This is a genomic window from Streptomyces sp. NPDC050448 (genome assembly GCF_040655295.1).
Taxonomy (GTDB): domain Bacteria; phylum Actinomycetota; class Actinomycetes; order Streptomycetales; family Streptomycetaceae; genus Streptomyces.
Genome location: NZ_JBFAJR010000055.1, coordinates 1 through 19,178, shown reverse-complemented (window position 1 = coordinate 19,178; position 19,178 = coordinate 1). Strand labels below are relative to the sequence as shown.

Sequence of the window (19,178 nt, the reverse complement as noted above, 5' to 3'; positions counted from 1 at the left end):
GGTCGTGGATCTCGCCGGTCAACTCGTGCCGCGCTGTCGTCGGTGAGCGCGGTCGGCTTCGGCATCGGTGTCGTCGTCGGGCGCGGCTTCGGCGACGGGGGCGGTCGCGGCCCGGACGGCCCGCAACCGGGACTGCAGCACCGCGGTGCGGGCCGTCACCATCGACAGCGACATCAGAGCGAGCGAGCTGATGAGGACGTCGCTGCCGCTGAGCTGGTAGTCGGTGGTGAACCGGGTCATGCGTGCGCCGAACCAGTGCTCGCACCCGTAGGCGAAGAGGATCTGGCCCGCGCACAGCAGGATCCAGACCGCCGCGTGCCCGGGTCCGCCGGTGCTGCGGATGTCCCCGGCCCGGTCGCTGTGGGCGCCGAGCAGGGAGCTCGCGACGAGGCCGCAGATGGCCCCGACCCCGATCCCGGCGAGGTGCAGCGACATGTCGTTGCCCGCGGTCGGGAAGGAGTCTACGCAGACGGCGACGGCGAGGACGGCCACCAGTGTGGGGGCCGCGGTCCTCACGGCGGTGATGCGCCGGTTGCCGGAATCCGTCGCGAGGATGACGGCCAGGATCGACCCGCAGGTGATGAGTGCCGTCGTGAACTGGCCCACGTGCCCGAACCCGCCCTTCCCGCATTCCTCGAAGTCCCTCGCTTCTTCCTGGATTCCACGGTAGGCGGGGCGCTGCGGGCGGCGGGACGACCGATCGGTGGGACCGGCTGTCCACCGATCGTCGGACACGTGCGGGGGTCGTGGTAGGACTGGTGCCGTGCACATACACCCCGAGGAGACGCAGGCAGGGACGAAGGGTGAGGGGCCGACCCCGCGGGCGGCCGCGAACTACGGCCCCGATTCCGGAAGCCGCTGGTTCGGCCTGTGGGACGGCTACTTCGCGATCTCCTACCTCGTCACCGTCATTCTGCTCTTCACGTCCACCGAGAGCCAGACCCACCGGGCGCTGTCCATCGGCGCGCTGACCCTGATCGTGCCTTGGTACGCGGGGCTGGGGCGGCGGCTGATGATGAACGGGTCGAAGGGCCGGCGGAGCGTGGTGTTCTCCGTCGGGCTGTTCGTGCTGTTCGCCGCGGCCGGCCTGCTCGATCTGGCGGCTTCCTTCGCGCTGTTCGCGGTGGTGCCGATGCTGATGATGAGCCTGTCGACGCCGCCCGCGATCGTGCTGGTGGTGCTGGCGAACCTGTGGCCGGTGACGGTGGTGTGGCTGCGGGGCGGGGAGTTCGATCCGCACATCCTGTCGGTGCTGCCGATCTCGCTGCTCGGGATCGCGCTGTCGGTGCTGCTCGGCCTGTGGATCACGCGGGTGGTGCGGCAGAGCGCCGACCGGGCGGAGCTGATCGCCGAGTTGCGGCGCAGCCGCGAGCGGGAGGCCCGGCTGTCTCACCAGGCGGGGATCTCCGCGGAGCGGGAGCGGCTCGCGCGGGAGATCCACGACACGCTGGCGCAGAGCCTGACCAGTATCATCGGCCTGGTGCAGGCCGCCGAGTCGGACGTGGTCGCCCACCCGGAGCGGGCCCGCAACCGGCTCGGGCTGGCCGGGCGGGTCGCCCAGGACAGTCTGGCGGAGGCCCGCGGTTTCGTCTCGGCGCTGACCCCGCCGCCGCTGCGGGAGAGTTCGCTGGTGCAGGCCGTGCACCGGCAGGCGGACCTGCTCCGGGAGGAGACGGGTCTGGTGGTGCGGTGCACGGCGCGGGGCGAGGAGCAGCCACTGCCTATGGCGGTGAGCGTGGTGCTGCTGCGCTCCGCACAGGAGGCGTTCGCCAATGTGCGCAAGCACGCGCGGGGCGCCCGTAGGGTGGAGGTGCTGGTGGCGTACGCGCCGGACGCGGTACGGCTCGTGGTCCGCGACGACGGCCCCGGCTTCACATTGGACACTTCGCCGGACGCCCCGCGGGACGCGGAGGGCGGCGGCGGGCAGAGCGGCTTCGGGCTGCGCGGGATGCGTACCCGGGTGGAGGAGATCGGCGGAATGGCAGAGGTCAGCAGCTGCCCGGGGACGGGCACGGTCATCGAGGTGCTGGTGCCGCTGGGCCCGGTGGGGCAGGAGCCGGACGGTGAGTGAGCGCGGCCCGATCGGGGTGATGCTGGTCGACGACCATCCGGTGGTCCGGGAAGGCCTGTCGGCGATGCTGGAGCTGGACGAGGGCATCCGTGTCGTGGGGCAGGCGGGTTCGGGTGAGGAGGCGGTGCTCCTGGCTGCGCGGCTGCGGCCGGACATCGTCCTGCTGGACCTGCGGATGGGCGCGATGGACGGGGTGACGGCGACGGGCCACATCCTGCGGGAGTCGCCGGGGACCAAGGTCGTCATCGTCACCACGTACGAGGACGACGCGGACATCCTGCGGGCGGTGGAGGCCGGTGCGGCCGGGTACCTACTCAAGGGCAGTTCCCGCGAGGAGTTGGTGCACGCGGTGAAGGCGGCGGCGCGCGGCGAGACGGTGCTGACGCCGTCGCTGGCGCCGAAGCTGTTCCGGGCGCGGGTGGTGAAGGCACCGGTGCTGTCGGAGCGGGAGCGGGAGGTGCTGCAGCTGGTCCGGCAGGGCCTGACCAACGCGCACATCGGGCGCCGGCTGTTCATCAGCGAGGCGACGGTGAAGACGCACCTGCTGCGGGCGTTCAAGAAGCTGTCGGTGTCGGACCGCACGGCCGCGGTGATCACGGCCCTGGAGCGGGGCCTGCTGTCCTGACACCCCCCGGCCGGTGCGCTTCCGGCCGGTGCCCTTCCCGCCGGGGTCCCGTGCTCCGGCCTGCCGCGGGACGGCCCCGGCGGGAGCACGGCCCGCGCGGCCGCGGCCGGGGCCGCCGGGTTCAGGCGATCCCCGGCAGGCTCAGGTCCCACAGCCGGGCCGGCAGGTCCCGGCGCCGTTTGACCTTCAGCTTGCGGTAGATCCGGGTCAGGTGCTGCTCGACCGTGGAGACGGTGACGTACAGCTTGGTGGCGATCTCCCGGTTGGTGTGGCCGCGGGCGGCGAGCAGGGCCACCCGCGCCTCCGCCTCGGAGAGCACCTCTGCCTCCCGGGGCGGTTCCGCCTCGCGCCCGGTGGTGACGGGCTCTCCGCCGCCCTGGCCGGGGGTGAACTGCTGGCACAGGGGCTGCGCCCCGCAGGACTTGGCGACGTGCCAGGCCTTGCGGACGAGCATCCGGGCCCGGTTGTAGTCCCCCGCGGTGCGGTGGGCGCTGCCCAGTTCGCCCAGGGCCCGAGCGAGCTGGAGCCGGTCCTCGCCCTGTTCGAGGAGTTCGACGGCTTCGGTGAGCCGCTTCAGCCGGTACGTGAGGTCGCCGCTGGTCCGGGCGAGCGCGTACAGCAGGGGTCCGCGCGGCCGGACGCCGGAGGGGCTGGCCTCGCGCTGTTTCTGCTGCTCGACGTACTCGCGGGCGCGGGCGACGTTGCCGATGGCGAGCCAGGCCTCGGCGGCGTCCAGCCGCCAGGGGACCAGCTCGGCGGCGTCCATGCCCCAGGCCTGCATGAGTTCGCCGCAGGTGAGGAAGTCGCGCAGGGCGGCGTGGTAGCGGCCGGTGGCGAGGTGGCAGCGGCCCCGGGCGCGGAGGTAGTGCAGGCCGAGCTGCGTCTCCGGCATCAGTTCGGGTACGGGCTGTTCGAGCAGGGCCATCGCTTCGTCGAGGTTGCCCATCTGGGTCTCGGCCTCGATGAGGACGGCGAGCGGCAGGGCGATGCCGACGCCCCAGCACTGCGTGGAGATCAGCGACATGGCCTGCCGGGCCTGGGCGGCCGCGCCGGGCAGGTCGCCCTGGCGGAGGGCGACTTCGGCCCGGACGACGCCGAGGGTGGCATGCCAGGTCGGGGCGTTGCGGCCGGAGCACTCGGCGAGGAGCCGGTCGGTCCAGGTCAGGGCGAGGTCGAGGCTACCCGCATAGATCAGAGCCATGACGGCGAGGACGAGGGGGGTGAGGGTGCGGTCGCTGAGGTGGTAGCGCTGCAGCACCCGGGTGGCCTCGGCTACGGCCGCGTCGCCCGGGCCGCCACGCAAGGCGGTGCGCAGGGCCTCGGCGGCGGGCAGGTGGGCGTCTTCGGGCATGTCGTAGGGGGCGGCGGTGCCGTGGGCGGCGGGCTCGGGCCGGGCGGGGCCGTCGGCGGTGAACGCCTCGCGGACCGGGGGGCTGACCAGGGAGAGCCAGCTCTGTGCGGCGGCGAGGGTGTCGGGGGCGTAGGCGAAGGGCTGCCCGGCCTCCTCGGCCTGCTGCGCGGCCGTCTGCAGGCGGCGTACGGCCTCGGCGGCCGGGCGGGCCTCGCCCATCCAGGCGAGGCAGCTCACGGCGTGCAGCAGGTCGCGGTCGCTGAGGCGGCCGGCGCGGAACTCGCGGGACAGCTGGCGCAGGTGTCCTTCGGCGGCGCCCGGGCTGCTGCGCCAGATGATGCTGACGAGGCGGGACTTCAGGGCGGTGCGGCGCGAGCCCTCGGGGCAGGAGTCGACGGCGAGTTCGCCGCAACTCAGGGCGAGCTGGGGGTCGTCCCCGACGAGTGCGTACTCGGCCGCCTCCTGCAGGACGGCTATCGCCCATTCCTCGGCCGGCTTGCGGGTGGCGAGGAGGTGGCGGGCGATGTCGAGGGCGGCGGCGCCCTCCTCGTGCAGGAGGCGGGCGGCGCGCTGGTGGAGCGCGGACAGCGCCCCGGGCGGGGCCGCGGCCAGGACGGCGGCGCGGGTGGCGGTCAGGCGGAAGGCGCCGTCGTGCAGGAGGCCGCACCGGGTGAGGTCTTGGATGGCGAGTTCGACGGCGCGGACGTGGACGTCGGTGATGCGGGCGACGAGGGCCGCGGGGGCGGCGTCGCCGAGGACGGCGATGCCGCGGGCGACGGCCAGCAGGTCGGGGTCGCCGCGGTGCAGGCAGTCCAGGACGGCACGTTCGAAGGCCTCGGCGGGGGCGAGCGGCTGGAAGGGCTCGCTGTCGCCGAGGGCGGCAAGTCCGTCCTCCAGGAGCGCCTTGACGAGGAGCGGGTTTCCGCCGGTGGTGTCGTGGCAGTCGGCGGCGAGCCGTGCGGCGGCCGCGGAGAAGGGGCCGGACAGGATGCGCGCGGTGCCTTCCGCGGAGAGCAGCGGCAGGCGGATGGCGGTGCAGTGGGGCTGGCGGCGCAGTTCGGCGTGGAAGGCGAGCTGGGCGGGCAGCAGTCGGACGCCCTCGGTGAGGACGATCAGGACGCCGGACTGGCGGACGCGGCGGGCCAGACAGAGCAGGAAGGCGCGGGAGAGCTCGTCGCCGTGGTGGACGTCGTCGACGGCGATGACGATGGTGCGGTCGCGGGCGATGCGCAGGAGGGAGGCGCAGACGTGCGGCAGGACGCGCATGCCGGCCTCGACGGCGGCCACGGTGTCGCCGGTGTCCACGGCCTGGGCGGCGACGCCGTCGAGGAGGGCGGTGGCCTCGGCGTGGACGGCGGGATCGAGGGGGGCGGCGCCGTCGAGGATGCGGCGCAGGATGCCGAAGAAGAGGTAGCGCTCGGCGCGGGATCCGGCGGCCTCCAGAACCAGCGCGCCCGCGGAGACGGCCTCCTCGGTGAAGCGTTCCAGCAGGGCCGTCTTGCCCGCGGCGATCGGCCCGCTGATGACGGCGACGCGGCCGCGGCCCCGGCGGGCGCTCCCGAGCAGGTCGTTCAGCGCCTCCCACTGCTTCTCGCGCTCGACGAACCTTGCAACCACTGCGTTCCCTTCCCCGGGGGTGTTCGGATGTGCGCCCTGCGGTGCACCGGTCCTGCGTTCCTCGCGCCTGCCGGGCGGGCCGTAGGTCGTGCGGCCCGCCCGGCGGCCGGCTCAGCCCTTCCGGGCGGCCGCTGCGAGCTCTTCAGAAACGATCTTCAAGACCTGCGCCTGTTGCTTGGCAAGGAAGAAATGGCCTCCAGGGAAACTCTGGAGACCGAATCCACCGAGGGTGTGGCCTTCCCAGGCTTCGGCTTCCTCGCGGCTGGTGCGCGGGTCGGATTCGCCGGTCAACACGGTGACGGGAGTCTTCACCGTGTGCTCGGGAGCGGCGCGGTAGTTCTCGATGGCCGTGTAGTCGCTCCGGATGGCGGGGAGCACCATGCGCAGGATTTCCTCGTTGCCGAGAATGGCGGCGTCGGTACCGCTGAGTTCGCGCATTTCGGCGACGATGCCGTCGTCGTCGCGCAGGTGCACGGTCTCAGGGCGGTGGCTGGAGGGCGAGCGCCTGCCCGAGGCGAAGATGCGGACCGGGTCGATGCCGTGGTCGCGTTCGAGACGGCGCGTCACCTCGAAGGCGAGGGCGGCGCCCATGCTGTGGCCGAAGAGGGCCAGCGGGCGGTCCACCCAGGGCAGGAGTGCGCTGGTCAGGGCGTCGGCGTAGACACCGATGTCGGTGATGCCCGGCTCGTGTCGGCGGTCCTGACGTCCGGGGTACTGCACGGAGAGGACGTCCACCGCGGGTGCCAGTGCCTGGGCCATGGGGAAGTAGAAGGAGGCGGATCCGCCGGCGTGCGGCAGGCAGACGAGCCGGATCGCAGCGTCGTCCGCGGCCTGATAGCGGCGGATCCAGGCGTCGGCATTCTGGTTGTCGATCAAGGGGATGAAAACTCCGTGTTCTTTGTCCGGGCACAGCACGACAGTCCGTCAGATCTGATCTGAAGGTTGCGGCCACACCCGTACACGCGTTCCGTTTGCCTCATGTCTAGCAGAGCCCCCCTGCGTCCAGTACCCCTACATTGGCCCCCCTATGGCGGCCTGAAATCAGCTGGCCGCCGATGTGCGCTATGGGTGCGGTGGCCTGAAATCAGCCATCCGCCGATGTGCGCAGTGGGTGCGGTTACTGGCCACGCACGTCGGGCTGCGGGACGCGTTCGGCCCACAAGAGCCGTAGGCGCATGGGTGGATGGGTGGATGGGTGCGCAGGCTTCGGGCCGTCACCCGTCTCATGGAGGGCGGCGGGGGCCGGGCGACCGGCCTTCCGGTCGGCTACGGCGTCATTCGGGCGAGTCAGACGGGTCGATGGCTTAAATGCAGTGGCTGAAGCGACTCAAGTGGGGTACTTGTTTCGGCCATGCAAGTGAGGACCTGTAGGGGGTGTTCGCTCGGCTCTTGGACGAACTGCACCGTCGCGGGCTTCATGCCCTCGGCCTCCGCTTCACGGGAGACTTGGCGGGCAACCGTCACCGCTGCTTGCCTGGGCAGGAGACGAGTGTCGAAGGGGCTGTAGGTCGACTGGAGGCGGTGCCGAAGTCGATTGCCGCGCGGGACAGCTGGGCGCGGTTGTCCGGCACGGCGGCGGTGAAGGCGAGTTCGCGGGCCCTGCCGGCGATCGTCCGCCGCCCCGAGCAGACGGACTGCGCGGCCTGCCAGGCGAAGCAGGCCACGGCGACGGCAGCCGGCATCCCCCCGGCTGCCCCCTCCGGGGTGGTCAGCTCGTCAATGCCGATTTCGCTGGTCAAGGCGGCGGAGGAGGCCGGTACGCAGGTGCGCACGGGGGCTGCGGTCTCGCGCGTCGCTCCCCGCCGACGAATACGTCAAAGCGTTCCGCGTCCCCGTCTGCGTGTTCGCCGTCGCCGACACCCGCCGCAGACAGACGTACCGCAAGAGCGCCTGCGGACACCCATGGCACAACCTGCCCTCAACGTCAGCAGAGGCCGAGCAGCCGTAACAGACGGCCACCCCCAGCTCCAGCCCGTGCGGCCGCCGCCCAGAGCAGTCAGCAACCGTCGCACGCGAACACGGTCACCCGCTGACAACCAACCGCTGCCACCACACCACCCATTCACACATCGATACCCCGTCGTCCGCGGCCGGGAGCCACCACCGCGCCGCCACCTCGATTGGGCGGTACGCACAAGCCAGATGGTTCGCCGGCCCCTTCGGACGTGGGGATGTCCCTCGTCTGCCGCGGCGTCGCTTGGGATGCGGCGGCGGGGCGGGCTGCCGCACTCGTCCGGGCATTCGCCGCAGAGAGCGAGCCACTGTTCCAACTGCTGCGCCTGCCGGCACCGGACGTTTCCCCGTCCGGCCTCCCTCTTGGGACTTGCACTGCCGTCAGAGCCGCTCAGCCCTCCGGGCTGGCTTGTTACCGGTCTCGCGCCTCGGCGCGTCCCAGGGCCCCACCGGCAGCTATGCCCTGCTGGTTGGCATCTCGAGGTTCTGCGAGGCCAGCTGGAAACGTTTCTGCGCGCCTGGCGGCGCAGTCTGGCGACGCGTCCGAAAGGGATGCGGTTTGCGTACCTTTCAGCCAAGTTTATTACGCAAAGTAGTTATAGGTGACCTCTTAGTGTTGCGCTGACTAGGCTCCTCGCAGCGGAAGCGCCGGGTTGATGGGCGTGCTTTCGCCTTCCCTTGTACCGCGAGTAGAGGGCTGGATCACTGTGAAAGCACGCGTTGAAGACGTACGGGAGCTCCTCGACCAGGCGGCGGGTGGTGCGGTAGTGATCCCGGTGTCCGTGTTCGCCGACCCGGACACCGCAGCGCTCGTCTTCCCGGGCGGCAGTGTGCGGATCGACGGCGCGGTGTGTGACCCGCAGGCCTTGTCGGTGGGCGGGCAGGCGAAGATCACTGCGTCGTTGGCGCCGGTGGACGTCGCGTTCACCGTCGAAGACGGGTGGGTGACCGGAATGGTGGCCGCGGTTGATCTCGGCAAGGGCTGCGGTTTGGTCCTGGTCGACGGGACTCCGGACGGGGCGGCGCTGCCCGCTGGAGCCTGGGCGCTGACGGACGGCCGGGCCCTGCGACTCACTAGGCGCAGCCCTGCGCCGCTGACCGACCCCGAACGCCTGGACGGCCTTGGGCGTCCCGTGCCCGTAGTGCGGCACTTTGACGGCGCCGCCCGCGACCGCGCCCCCCGCGCTCTGGTCACCGAGCACGGCATCCTTACCCCCCGCCCCGGGCCGCGGCGCCGCAAGGGTGTGCGCGTCCTCGACTCCCCGGCCGTACGGGGCTGGTCGCCGATCGGCACACCCGGCGGCGACAACGGCCTGAGTGTTGACTACTACAACCCGCCGCTGCGGATCGCCGGCGCGCTGACCGCGCTGCCGGCCACCCCGCCCTACAAAACGGTGGTCGGCGGGGTGCTGCTGGTGGATACCGGCGCGTTCAACGGCTCCGCCATGGGCGCCTACGTCATTCCCGACGGAAGCGCCGATCCGTCGCTGTTCGCCTATGGCTCGCTGGGCAGCCAGACCGGCTTCGGCCCGCCGCTGTTCCAGGTGCGCGGTATTTCCGCCGGGTTCGGCTGGAACAGCCGTGTGCGGGTCCCGGCAGCCGACGCGCTGGGCAGCTTCCCGTTCCTGGTCGCGCTCGACAACCCGGGCGAGATCGGCGCCGACGACGAGGAAGTCGACCCGCTCAAGGTCCTCGGCGAACTGATCGGCGGCTCCAACCCGTGGGTGCGCCCCCAGCAGGGCGACCTCTGGTTCGCCGCCGGCCTGGCCTTCGACTGCTTCGAGACCTTCCGCGGCCACGCCATGGCACTCGTCCAGACCGGCTCCGACCTCACGATCAGCCTGCTCGGTGTGGCGGGCATGCAGCTGCCCACCAAGAGCGACAAGAAGATCGCCCGGGTGGAGATCGGCATCGAGGCCACCCTGCGCCCGACGGCCGGGGAGCTGAGCATCGGCGCGGCGTTCACCGAGAAGACGTTCCTCATCGACCCGAACTGCAAGCTGCGCGGCGGCGTCGGCATGAAGTTCTGGTTCGGCGATCACCCCCAGGCCGGCGACTTCGCGTTCATGCTCGGCGCGATCCCCGCCGGACGGGAACTGCCCGCCCGCTATCCACGCCAGCAGCCGGCCGGCCTGACCTGGGGCGTCGGGTCCACCGTCAACATCACCGGCAACGCCTATGCCGCGTTCACCCCCAAGTCCCTGATGGCCGGCGGATCCCTGGAGGTCGTCTTCCAGTCCGGGATGCTCCGCGCCTGGCTCACCGCCCGCATCGACGCCCTGCTGGAGTGGAACCCCTTCTACTTCGACGTCGCCATGGGAATCCGGGTCGGGGTCTCCGCGACCATCAAGATCTGGTTCGTCAAGATCCGGATCTCGATCGAGGTCGGCGTCAGCGTCCGCGTCTGGGGCCCCGCGGTCGGCGGCGAGGCCACAGTCCACCTGTGGTTCATCTCCTTCACCATCGGCTTCGGCGCCGACCGCCGCGACCAGACCCCCGCGCTGGACTGGGGCGGCTTCCAGGGCATGCTGCCGCCGCCCGAGAACATGGTCCGCACCACCGCGATCGCCGGCTACACCGGCGAGGGCGCCCCGATCGCCGGCTACAGCGCGGATGGCACGCCAAGCGCCGTCAAGCCGTGGCTGGTCAGCAACGGCGGCTTCACGTTCACCGCCGACACCCAGGCCCCGGTCAGCAAGGTCTACCTGAACCAGGACAGCGACAGCATCGAGGTCGCCACCGACACCACCGTGGACATCCTGCCCATGCACGCCCGCGGCAAGGGCAGTGAACTGCGGATCTGGCTCGCCTACAACGGCCGGCCTGCCACCCTGGCCCCCTGGGGCCGCGCGGTCCTGCGCGGAAACGTGCCCAACGGCCTGTGGGGCCAGCAGCCGGACGCGCCGAACGACGGGATCATCGCCGACCGGATCCTCGGGATGCGGCTGACGTCCCCGCCGGTCGACCACGGCACCTCCACCGGGTTCCTCGACGAGAAGGCCATCTCCTTCGACCCGATCAACCCCGACGGCAACCAGCCCCTCTCCGGGGAAGACGCCACCGGCCCCGAGCCGACGCGGCCCGGCGGCGTCATCGCCACGATCCAGGACGGCATCGACACCACCGCCACCCGCAGCAACCGCACCGCCCTGGCCCAGGCCCTGGCCGGTCTCGGCGCGGATCTCGGCGTCCTCGACACCGATCTCAGCAGCTACGCGCATTCCGCGGGCACCGCCTTCACCGCCGAGCCCATGCTCGTCGCCGGCTGACCCGAGCCGCTACCAGGCCGCCCGCCCCGTCGTGCGGGCGGTCCGTGCCGCCGCGCCCACGCGGCGCCCGTGACCTCTCCACCCGACGCGTCCTGTCGAAAGGCACGCCCATGACCACCACCTCCGAACCACCCCGGCAGCGCACCAGCGCACCGGCGGCCCAGCACCGCACCCGGTTCTTCGACCACCGCATCCCCTCCCTGTACGCCGGCCGCTACCAGATCGACAACCGGCAGACCCTCAAGGACCTCGACGGCGCCGACCGCGTCATCGACGCGACCCCGCAGCCCTTCGACGTCGTCCAGCCGCGCTTCAGCTTCGACCCCACCGGCATCAACGCGCAGTTCCCCGTGCCGGACGCCGTCGGCACCTACAGCCTCACCCTCGCGCACATCAACCTCGACGCCCCCGGCCTGCCCTGGAACCGCCTCCTCGGGCCGGACCAGCCGGGTGCCGTCCCGTGGATGGCCCTGCTGCTGTTCCGCGAGGACGAACTGCCCGAGGACCCGGACGCGGTCGGCCTGGTCAAGGCCGGCACCGTGTGCCGGCTCCTGGACGGCGCCCACGGCCCCGGCACGCCACCCGCCCTCCCGCCGGAGAGCCTGCGCCCGGACGAGTATGACGAGCAGTGCTCCAGCATCCATGTGCCCGCCGCCCTGTTCGACGCGGTCAAGCCGCTGCCCACCGAGATGGGCTACCTCGCCCACCTGCGCGAGGGCGGCCGCCCCGACGCCACCCTCCTCGGCGACGACCCGGAACCGGACGAGGGCGAACTCAACGCCGTCCTGGTCGCCAACCGCTTCCCCGCCGCCACCGGCGGCCGACACGTCGCCCACCTGGTCTCCCTCGAAGGCCACGACCAGTACCTCACCGCCCCCGCACCGGCCGAGGGCGTTCGCCTGGTCTCCCTCACCTCCTGGTCTTTCACCGCTGAACCCGACTCCGGCGTCGGCTTCGGCGACCTCGCCCAGCACCTGGCCACCGCCGACGGCAAGACGCCACGCCCCGCCGACGAGCTGCGCCTGCGCCTGCCCGTCCAGGCACCGGCCGGCCCGAGCGCCCCGCAGGCCGAAGCCCTCGCTCGCCTGCGGGCCGGCGCTGTCGCGCTGCCCCAGCGCTTGGAGAGCGGCGAACGCACCCTCGCCTTCTACCGCGGCCCCCTCACCGCCCAGCCCGCCCAGCCTCTGCCCGCACCCGCCGCCGGACCCGAAGGCCGCCTGGACTCCCCCGGCGAGGCCCTGATCTACCTGCAGCAGTACGGCGTCTTCGACACCGCCTACGCCGCAGCCTTCACCACGGGGCGCACCCTGGCCCTCGCGGACGCCGAGTTCCGCACCGCCCTGCTGGAGTTCCGCTCCGCCGCCCGCTCCGCCGCCCGACGCCTGGCCTCCCACCCTGAACTCGCCGCCCGGACAGCGAGCGCGCTCAGCGCCCGCCAGCTCACCGCGCCCCTGGCCTACGAGGCGTTCGACCGCCTCCTGGCCACCGGCGACAGTGATGGCGCCAACGCCCGCGCCAGCAGCGCCCGCCTCACCCAGGCCCTCCACCAGGCCGGACCTCAGCTGCGCGCCGGCCGTCGCCGAACCGGCGTCCGCGCCCGCCGCGCCACCGGCGACGTCCGGGCCGTCCTCGCCCAGCCCGGCGTCACTCACCTCCTCACCCAAGCCGCCGGCGCCGAGTTCGCAAAGGTCACCGGCTGGCTGGACGCGCTGCGCCGGCTGGAGATGCTGAGCCTGTCCCACCTGGTCCCCGACGCCCGGGCCCTGCCCGCGGAGAGCATCCGCTTCGCCTACGTGGACCCCGCCTGGGTGCGGGCGGCGGTGGACGGCGCGCTGAGCGTGGGCGTGGGCCACACCCTGGATGCCGACCTCAACCAGCTCGCCGCCGACGGCGGACCGGTGCCGAAGTGCGCGGTGCTGATCAACTCCGCGCTGGTCCCGAACTGGCCGAAGACCATCGTCACCGCCTACGCCGGCCCCAATGTCGTCGAACCCGTGCGCGACGCGGTATTCGGCACCGAGATGCGCCTGATGCTGTTCCCCGCCGTCATCGACCGTTTCGAGCTGGCCGAGCCGCCGCGCGGCCTGTGCTTCGGCATCGGCGACGTCGGCACGATCGAGCTGCGCGAGATCACCGGCGACCGGATCGGGCACCCCATGGGGGAGTTCCCGCCCGCCGCGGCCCGCTCCGACGTCTTCGGCCGCTTCGCCCGCTTCCTGCGCTCCGGTGGCCTGGACGTCCTCAACGTCGACGGTGGCGGCGACGCGCTGCTGCCCGCTCTGTCGCAGGCGCACGGGGTCTCCCGGATCTCCTCCGCCCAGTTCGCCCTCCAGATGATCAACGCGCCGCAGGCGCAGACGTTCTCCCGGCCCTGAGCCCCGCCGAACACCCGCGCCGACGAAAGGATCCCGGGCCCATGTCCGTGGACAACACCCTCATCGTGCCGATCGAGGTCGCGGCCCTGGCCGTCAACCGGGCCACCCGCGACACCGGCACCCCGCACGTCTTCCACCGGTGGATCACCAACTTCAAGAACATCGGACAGGGCGTCCCCCCGGAGCCGGTCCCGTTCTCCAGCCCCGAGGAGTGGACCGGACGCGAGGACCGGCTCGGTGTCTACCTGCAGTGGGAGCTGCCCGCCGCCCTCACCCGAGGTCGCCACGACGAGGAGGAAGGCGTCGGCGACTTCCCCCTGGTCCCGAACCGGTGGCTCGTCGTGCGGCACATCGACAGCACCCGCACGCTCACGGCGTGGATCGTCGAGAGCGACTACCTCGATGCGATGGACGGCTCCGTCTCCTTCCAGGACCCGAACAGCACCGAGCCGTCCGCCACGAAGATCGGCAAATGCCACCAGCTCACCGGCCCCTGGCAAGAGCCCGCCAACGGCCGCGCGCCGTTCCTCACCGCGATCGGCCCCGGCCTGCTGACGTTCTCCGTCTTCCAGCCCTACAACACCAATGTCTTCTCCATGCACGACACCCTCCTCGACATGCCAGAGGGCCAGCTGCCCGAACGTGAGCGGCTCAGCTACTTCGTGGCCGGCTGGTACGCCGACCCGGCCAGCGACATCCTCGCCGGCACCGACGACCTCGCCGCGCTACTGGAGCGCCTGCAATGGAGGCCGCCCGCAGGGTCCGGAAGCGGCATCCGCTCCTCCGTCTACTCCGGCACGGTCCTCGGCCTTACCTGGGACCTCAACGGCCCCGTCCCGGATTCGGCCTGCCCGGCCCCGGGGGACGTCACCGCGATCGTGTCCAACAGCATCGCCGAGGCGGTCGCCGAACTCGGCGCCCAAGCCGACAGCCAGGGCACTCTCTCGGCCGAGGAGGCCGAGCTGTTCCGGGCCTTCCTCCTCGGCGGCATCGACGCCCTCGAGGAACGCGACCGGCCCGAAGCCGACATCCTCACCGACCGCCGCGCCCACGACACCGCCTTCGGCCCCGTCGCCGGCGGCTACCGCTGGTTCATCGGGGAGCGCGGCGAGGAAACCGGCCGCAGCCTCTCCCACACCACCCGGGCAGCGGAGGCCGAGACCGTCGGCGACCTCAACCGCCGCCAGGCCGAGCACGACGCCACCGAAGCCGACCTCGACGCGGCCCGCGAACGCCTCTACCACCTGTGGTGGCTCAGCCGCCTGGAGCGCCGCTCCGACGACTTCAACGCACGCATCGAAACCGAACTCGACCCCGGCAACGCCGAGGGGGCCGCCGGGCGCGTCGTCGCCCTCGCCCGCCGCCTGGCCCAGCAGCGCGCCGAACTGCCCTGGGGCAGGACTGAGGCCGAGCTCGCGGCGAGCATCGACACCCTGCAGCCGGCCTTCGGCACCCGCGCCGCCCGCCGCCTCATCCGCGTGCCCGCCCAGGACTACGAGTACAGCGCCGACCCCGTCCTCACCCTGGAGGGCGCCAACCTCCACGCCCCCCTCACCCGCGACACCGCCCTGCCCTGCCGTACCCCCGAGCGCACTGTCACCGTCGCCTCCGATATCACCACCGCCGACATCGCAGCAGTGGCCGCGCAGATCGACCTCACCGGCCGGCAGCCGGCCTGCTTGCCCGCCCTGCTCGCGGAGTTCCTCATCCTCGACCGCGCCCTGACAAGCGGTGCGATCCGCGACGTCACCGGCACCCTGCCCGAGTACGGCACCACACCGTGGGCCATGCCCTGGCAGCCCCTCTACCTGCTGTGGAAGGCCGAATACTTCCCCCTGCCGCTGCGCGATGGCGACACCGCCTACTGGGACTTCGTTGACGGCTCCCGCTACCAGTACAACGGCACCGCAGAGCCGGGCACTCCCCTGGTCGTCTCCGGCCGCCAGACCCTCGCCCCCTCCGCCGGCCACATCATCGACGGCACCCTGCAGACCTACGGCCGCGTGCGCGACCAGCTGCCCGCCGACGCCCTGCGGCGTGTCCGCTCCCAGGCCCGCGAGGCGAACTACCTCTCGCAGAGCCTCGACGGCTTCGGCGCAGCCATCGCCCAACGCCAGCCTCTGGCCGGTCTCCAGCCCACCGGCGACCTCGCCGACCTGATCGGCAATGGCGACTACCCGCCGCCGGACCCCGGGGCCCTGCCCGCCAGTGACTGGGACCCCTGGCCCGAGACCACTTTCCAGGAGCTGCGCGCCGGCCAGCTCGCCTTCCTCGACCTCGCCGTCGTCGACCGCTTCGGACGCTCCGTCAACCTCATCACCAACCCCACGCACTTCCATCCCGAAATGCCTGACACCATGCGCCCCGCCCACCCCGTGTCCGAGTACGACAGCGACCGCCTGGTCGAACTGGGACCCCGCCTCCTGCAGCCGGCCCGCCTGCGCTTCGACTTCCTCGCCGCCACCACCGACGACGACACCGACCTCGTCCCCGGCGCCAACCCCGTCTGCGCCTGGCTCCTGCACAACCGCCTCGACAAGTCCCTCGTCGTCCACACCCCCCAGGGCGCGGCGCTCGGCGAACTGCGCGCCATCCTCAACCGCGGCGGCCAGCGGGAGATTGCGTGGTCGGTTCTGCCCGGCTCCGACGTCGAGCGGTTAGAACAGCTGGAAGCGATCGCCCCGCACGCCTACCGCCTCCTCGACGCGATCAAGACCCGGGGTGAGGAGACCTTCGACGCCTTCCGGGCCACCGTCGACCGCGCCCTGCAGAGCATCGACCCCGACGGGCCCGCCGACCCCGGCCTCGGCTTCCTCCTCGGCCGCCCCCTCGCCCTGGTCCGCACCCGCCTCACCCTCGACCTGCGCGGCCCCCTGCGCACCGACGCCAGCTGGCAGAACCTGTTCGAGCCGTCCGCCTCCGAGCTGCCCACCTACCCGTGGGCGATCCGCCTCGGCGAAGCCCAGCAGAGCGACGACGGCCTCGTCGGCTACGTCCTCGACGACGACTACGACCACTTCGAGACCGTGATCGACCCGACCGCCGGCGCCGGCGACTACCTGCGGCCCATCGGCGACACCCCCGGCCTCGAACTGGACTTCGGCACCCACAACACCGCCGTTGCCACCGTGCTCCTGGACCCGCGCGCAGCCGTCCACGCCACCACCGACATCCTGGCCACCAAGAAGGTCTTCGTCCCGCAGGAGTTCACCGACCAGGCGATCACCCGGATGACGGTCAACTTCCGCACCGGCCCGCTCCTTGCCGCCACCACCCACCTGAGCGGCGGCCAAGGGCAGCTGGAAGAGACCGTCCTCATGCCCACCCCGGCCGGCGTCCTCGGCACCTGGACCTGGACCGAACATCGCAGTGACGACTGGCAGAACCTGCCCATCCTCAGCCAGGACCAGTACGACCTCCCCCTCGCCGCACCCGAACTCCGCTCCGGCTTCCTCACCCTCGACAACGGCGTCGCGCATACCCGCACCGGCGACTGACACCACCACCCCGGCGCCGCTCCACCCGGGCGGCGCCGGCCCGAACCCCCGAAGGAGCAGATTCATGAGTGTCGTCGTGCAGACCCAGGCCCCGGGCACGGACGCCGCGGCGGATGACCCGCTGCTGTCGTACGCCGTCACCACCACCCCCAGCCCGCTGAAGGCCTCACCGGAGAACCCACAGGTCCCCGAGGAGATCGGAGAACTGATCATCTCCGTCGCCCGACAGGACCGGATCCCGGCCGACGTCGAGTGGATCAAGGTGAAGATCCCGGCCGGGACGATGGCCCCCGACCTCGCCACCGACCTCGCAAAGATCAGCCCCCGGATCACCCTCACCGGTTGGACCGTGCGGCTGGACGCGGCCGCCAAGGAGTTCGTCTTCTCACCCACTGGGAGTCACGCTCCGATCGGTCCGGACACCGGCTTCACCCTCCAGCTGTCCGACATCCCGATCAGCCGCAAGGTCGGCACCGCGCCCATCACCGTCACCGAACGCTCCCGCACCGGAAGCAGCGCGTTCCAGAACCGGCCCACCGTCTTCAACCTGGGCAAGTTCCCCGCCGACTTCTACCTGCGCAACTTCCTGTGCGAACCCTCCATCATCCCCAACGGCGGCGACGTCCACCTCACCTGGGAACGATCCGCCAACGCCACCTACGAACTGCTTTACCCGGGCACCAACCGCGATGTCACCAACCGCACCAGCCTGGACATCGAAGGCATCAAGTCCGACACCACGTTTTACCTCCGCGCCACCGCCGGCGACCCGACGAACCCCGTCGTGCGGATCCTCTCCGCCCAGGTCACCGTCATCAAGCCTGACCTCCGGGCCAGGCTGGTGGAGGCCGACGCTCTGTATGCCCCCGGTACGCATCTGCGGCACACCGTGCTCGACCCTGAGACAGGAAACTGGAGCGCACCCGTCTGGATTCCGGCCGCGACCACCGACCCGAGCCCGTCGCTGGCATCGTTCGGCGGACGGCTGCGCTGCACCTACTTCGACGGCGAGCTGCGGCACTGGGTCGGCTGGGACGGGAAGGACTGGGAGTACGAGGAGTTGACGCTGGCGCGGCGGAGCCGAAGCGCGCCCGCGTTCAGCGGCGCCGACGGATGGATCGAGTGTGTCCACGGTGACCGTGAGGACTTCATCGACGCGTTCCGCTCCATGGATGGCGGCCTTACCTGGGGACGTCTGCTGGCTCCCCAGCGGCAGTGGAAATCAACCTCGCCGCTCGCTTGGGGGAAGACCGACGGCACGTGGCTCTTCTTCCTGTACCGGGCGCCCGATGACACAATCGGCTTCGTCCATATGGGAAATGACGGCTCCGGCGGGAGCAGGTGGTACACCAAGACACTCAACGACGCGACCTCGCCCTTCGGGGTGTCAGCGGTAGCCAAGGGAAACGACGGGACGCCCGCACACTGCCTGCTCGCGACCGAGGACGGAGCGATGTACCTTCGCTCAGCCAGTTCCTTCGAGTGGGGAAGCCCGGCACGAGTCGCCGACTTCCGAACGGTCTCGAAGCCGGTCCTGCTCAGCGTTGCGGGCAAGTTTCACTGCTTCTTCCGGGACAACTCGGGTATCCGGTGGACGACGTCCACGAACCGCGGCCAGTCCTGGAGCGACGCCGTACTCGTGCCGGGTGCCGAGGCGTCGACGCGGGCGCCGGCGGTGACCCAGCACGACGGATACCTGAACCTGGTCTTCTAGAAGACTGATGAACGACCCCACCACTCCTCGTGTTGCGACGATTTGTTGAATCCGCCGGAGTGGCGGGGCCAGACTCGTCTTCGTGGTTCAAGGGGAGTGGGTCGGAGAGACGGTCGGGCCGGGTGTGTGGGCTACGTGCCGGGAGTTGATCCCGGTCGGGAGCGTGTTCGCGTTCCTGGCCGAGCACCGTGGGCAGCGAAGGAGGGACACGAAGGCCCTGCTCCTCCTGGGAATGAACCTGAAGGAGCAGGGCCCCGGGGCAAGCTCAGCGGCCCATGGGGTCGAGAAGGGTCAGGCCAGGTTGATGTTCTCGGCCTGGGGGCCCTTCTGGCCCTGGGTGACGTCGAACGTCACGGCCTGGCCCTCCTGGAGCTCACGGAAGCCCGAGGAATTGATCGCCGAATAGTGGGCGAAGACGTCCGGACCGCCACCGTCCTGAGCGATGTGCAGGCGCGCCCCAGGTCAAGCCGCGGCCGTTGGATTCGCTGATGGGGCGGTGCGGCGGTATTCGGCGTTGATGCGCTGGGCCTCTTCGAGCTGGTCTTCGAGGATGATGATGCGGCAGGCGGCCTCGATGGGGGTGCCCTGGTCGACGAGTTCGCGGGCTCGGACGGCGATGCGCAGCTGGTAGCGGGAGTAGCGGCGGTGTCCGCCCTCGGAGCGCAGCGGGGTGATGAGGCGGGCTTCGCCGATGGCGCGGAGGAAG

The 19,178-nt window shown here is 71.6% G+C and carries 13 protein-coding genes; 7 read left to right on the top strand and 6 right to left on the bottom strand.

Annotated elements, in window-relative coordinates; all coding sequences use genetic code 11:
* Window positions 1–18: 18 nt before the first annotated feature.
* Window positions 19–606 (bottom strand): hypothetical protein, encoded by a 588-nt coding sequence (locus AB0I68_RS36405; RefSeq protein ID WP_363181688.1) that lies wholly within the window; start codon window positions 604–606, stop codon window positions 19–21.
* 157 nt (window positions 607–763) lie between these two features.
* On the opposite strand from AB0I68_RS36405, the gene AB0I68_RS36400 reads away from it, so the two are divergent.
* On the top strand, window positions 764–2,071 hold the full coding sequence (locus tag AB0I68_RS36400; protein WP_363181686.1) for a sensor histidine kinase: 1,308 nt from the start codon (window positions 764–766) through the stop codon (window positions 2,069–2,071).
* Between the two features lie 19 nt (window positions 2,072–2,090).
* Complete coding sequence (locus AB0I68_RS36395) at window positions 2,091–2,696, top strand: response regulator transcription factor (protein ID WP_363181696.1); 606 nt, start codon at window positions 2,091–2,093, stop codon at window positions 2,694–2,696.
* A 121-nt stretch (window positions 2,697–2,817) separates the two neighbouring features.
* Here AB0I68_RS36395 and AB0I68_RS36390 read toward each other — a convergent pair whose 3' ends face one another.
* The 3 genes from AB0I68_RS36390 to AB0I68_RS36380 all read right to left on the bottom strand — a co-directional run bounded on the left by AB0I68_RS36390 (window position 2,818) and on the right by AB0I68_RS36380 (window position 7,403).
* Window positions 2,818–5,664, bottom strand: a complete 2,847-nt coding sequence (locus tag AB0I68_RS36390) for an AAA family ATPase (RefSeq protein WP_363181685.1) — start codon at window positions 5,662–5,664, stop codon at window positions 2,818–2,820.
* A 111-nt stretch (window positions 5,665–5,775) separates the two neighbouring features.
* Window positions 5,776–6,540, bottom strand: coding sequence for an alpha/beta fold hydrolase (locus AB0I68_RS36385; RefSeq protein WP_363181684.1), 765 nt, complete (start codon window positions 6,538–6,540; stop codon window positions 5,776–5,778).
* 584 nt (window positions 6,541–7,124) lie between these two features.
* The gene (locus AB0I68_RS36380) at window positions 7,125–7,403 is read right to left on the bottom strand and encodes a hypothetical protein (RefSeq protein ID WP_363181683.1); all 279 of its coding nucleotides are present in this window, start codon (window positions 7,401–7,403) and stop codon (window positions 7,125–7,127) included.
* Between AB0I68_RS36380 and AB0I68_RS36375 the strand changes: the two genes are divergently transcribed.
* From AB0I68_RS36375 to AB0I68_RS36355, 5 genes are all read left to right on the top strand, one after another.
* Window positions 7,355–7,612, top strand: coding sequence for a DUF5958 family protein (locus tag AB0I68_RS36375; RefSeq protein ID WP_363181695.1), 258 nt, complete (start codon window positions 7,355–7,357; stop codon window positions 7,610–7,612). The two genes, AB0I68_RS36380 and AB0I68_RS36375, sit on opposite strands and share 49 nt — an antisense overlap.
* Window positions 7,613–8,324: 712 nt before the next feature.
* The gene (locus tag AB0I68_RS36370; protein WP_363181682.1) at window positions 8,325–10,886 is read left to right on the top strand and encodes a DUF6603 domain-containing protein; all 2,562 of its coding nucleotides are present in this window, start codon (window positions 8,325–8,327) and stop codon (window positions 10,884–10,886) included.
* Window positions 10,887–10,996: 110 nt separating this feature from the next.
* Entirely contained in the window at window positions 10,997–13,261 is a 2,265-nt protein-coding gene (locus AB0I68_RS36365) for a hypothetical protein (RefSeq protein WP_363181681.1), read from the top strand.
* A 41-nt stretch (window positions 13,262–13,302) separates the two neighbouring features.
* Entirely contained in the window at window positions 13,303–16,758 is a 3,456-nt protein-coding gene (locus AB0I68_RS36360) for a hypothetical protein (protein ID WP_363181680.1), read from the top strand.
* A 64-nt stretch (window positions 16,759–16,822) separates the two neighbouring features.
* On the top strand, window positions 16,823–18,472 hold the full coding sequence (locus AB0I68_RS36355; RefSeq protein ID WP_363181679.1) for a sialidase family protein: 1,650 nt from the start codon (window positions 16,823–16,825) through the stop codon (window positions 18,470–18,472).
* Window positions 18,473–18,763: 291 nt separating this feature from the next.
* On the opposite strand, the gene AB0I68_RS36350 is transcribed toward AB0I68_RS36355, so the two are convergent.
* Together AB0I68_RS36350 and AB0I68_RS36345 are read right to left on the bottom strand one after the other, a co-directional pair.
* On the bottom strand, window positions 18,764–18,922 hold the full coding sequence (locus AB0I68_RS36350) for a cold shock domain-containing protein (protein WP_363181694.1): 159 nt from the start codon (window positions 18,920–18,922) through the stop codon (window positions 18,764–18,766).
* A gap of 12 nt (window positions 18,923–18,934) precedes the next feature.
* The coding region (locus tag AB0I68_RS36345) for a MerR family transcriptional regulator (RefSeq protein WP_363181678.1) at window positions 18,935–19,178 on the bottom strand (244 nt) is incomplete at its 5' end.

Excerpts from the sequence above, each read along its gene's own strand:
- AB0I68_RS36395 (WP_363181696.1), top strand. The coding sequence starts at position 2,091 with ATGCTGGTCGACGACCATCCGGTGGTCCGGGAAGGCCTGTCGGCGATG.
- AB0I68_RS36365 (WP_363181681.1), top strand. The coding sequence starts at position 10,997 with ATGACCACCACCTCCGAACCACCCCGGCAGCGCACCAGCGCACCGGCG.
- AB0I68_RS36360 (WP_363181680.1), top strand. The coding sequence starts at position 13,303 with ATGTCCGTGGACAACACCCTCATCGTGCCGATCGAGGTCGCGGCCCTG.
- AB0I68_RS36355 (WP_363181679.1), top strand. The coding sequence starts at position 16,823 with ATGAGTGTCGTCGTGCAGACCCAGGCCCCGGGCACGGACGCCGCGGCG.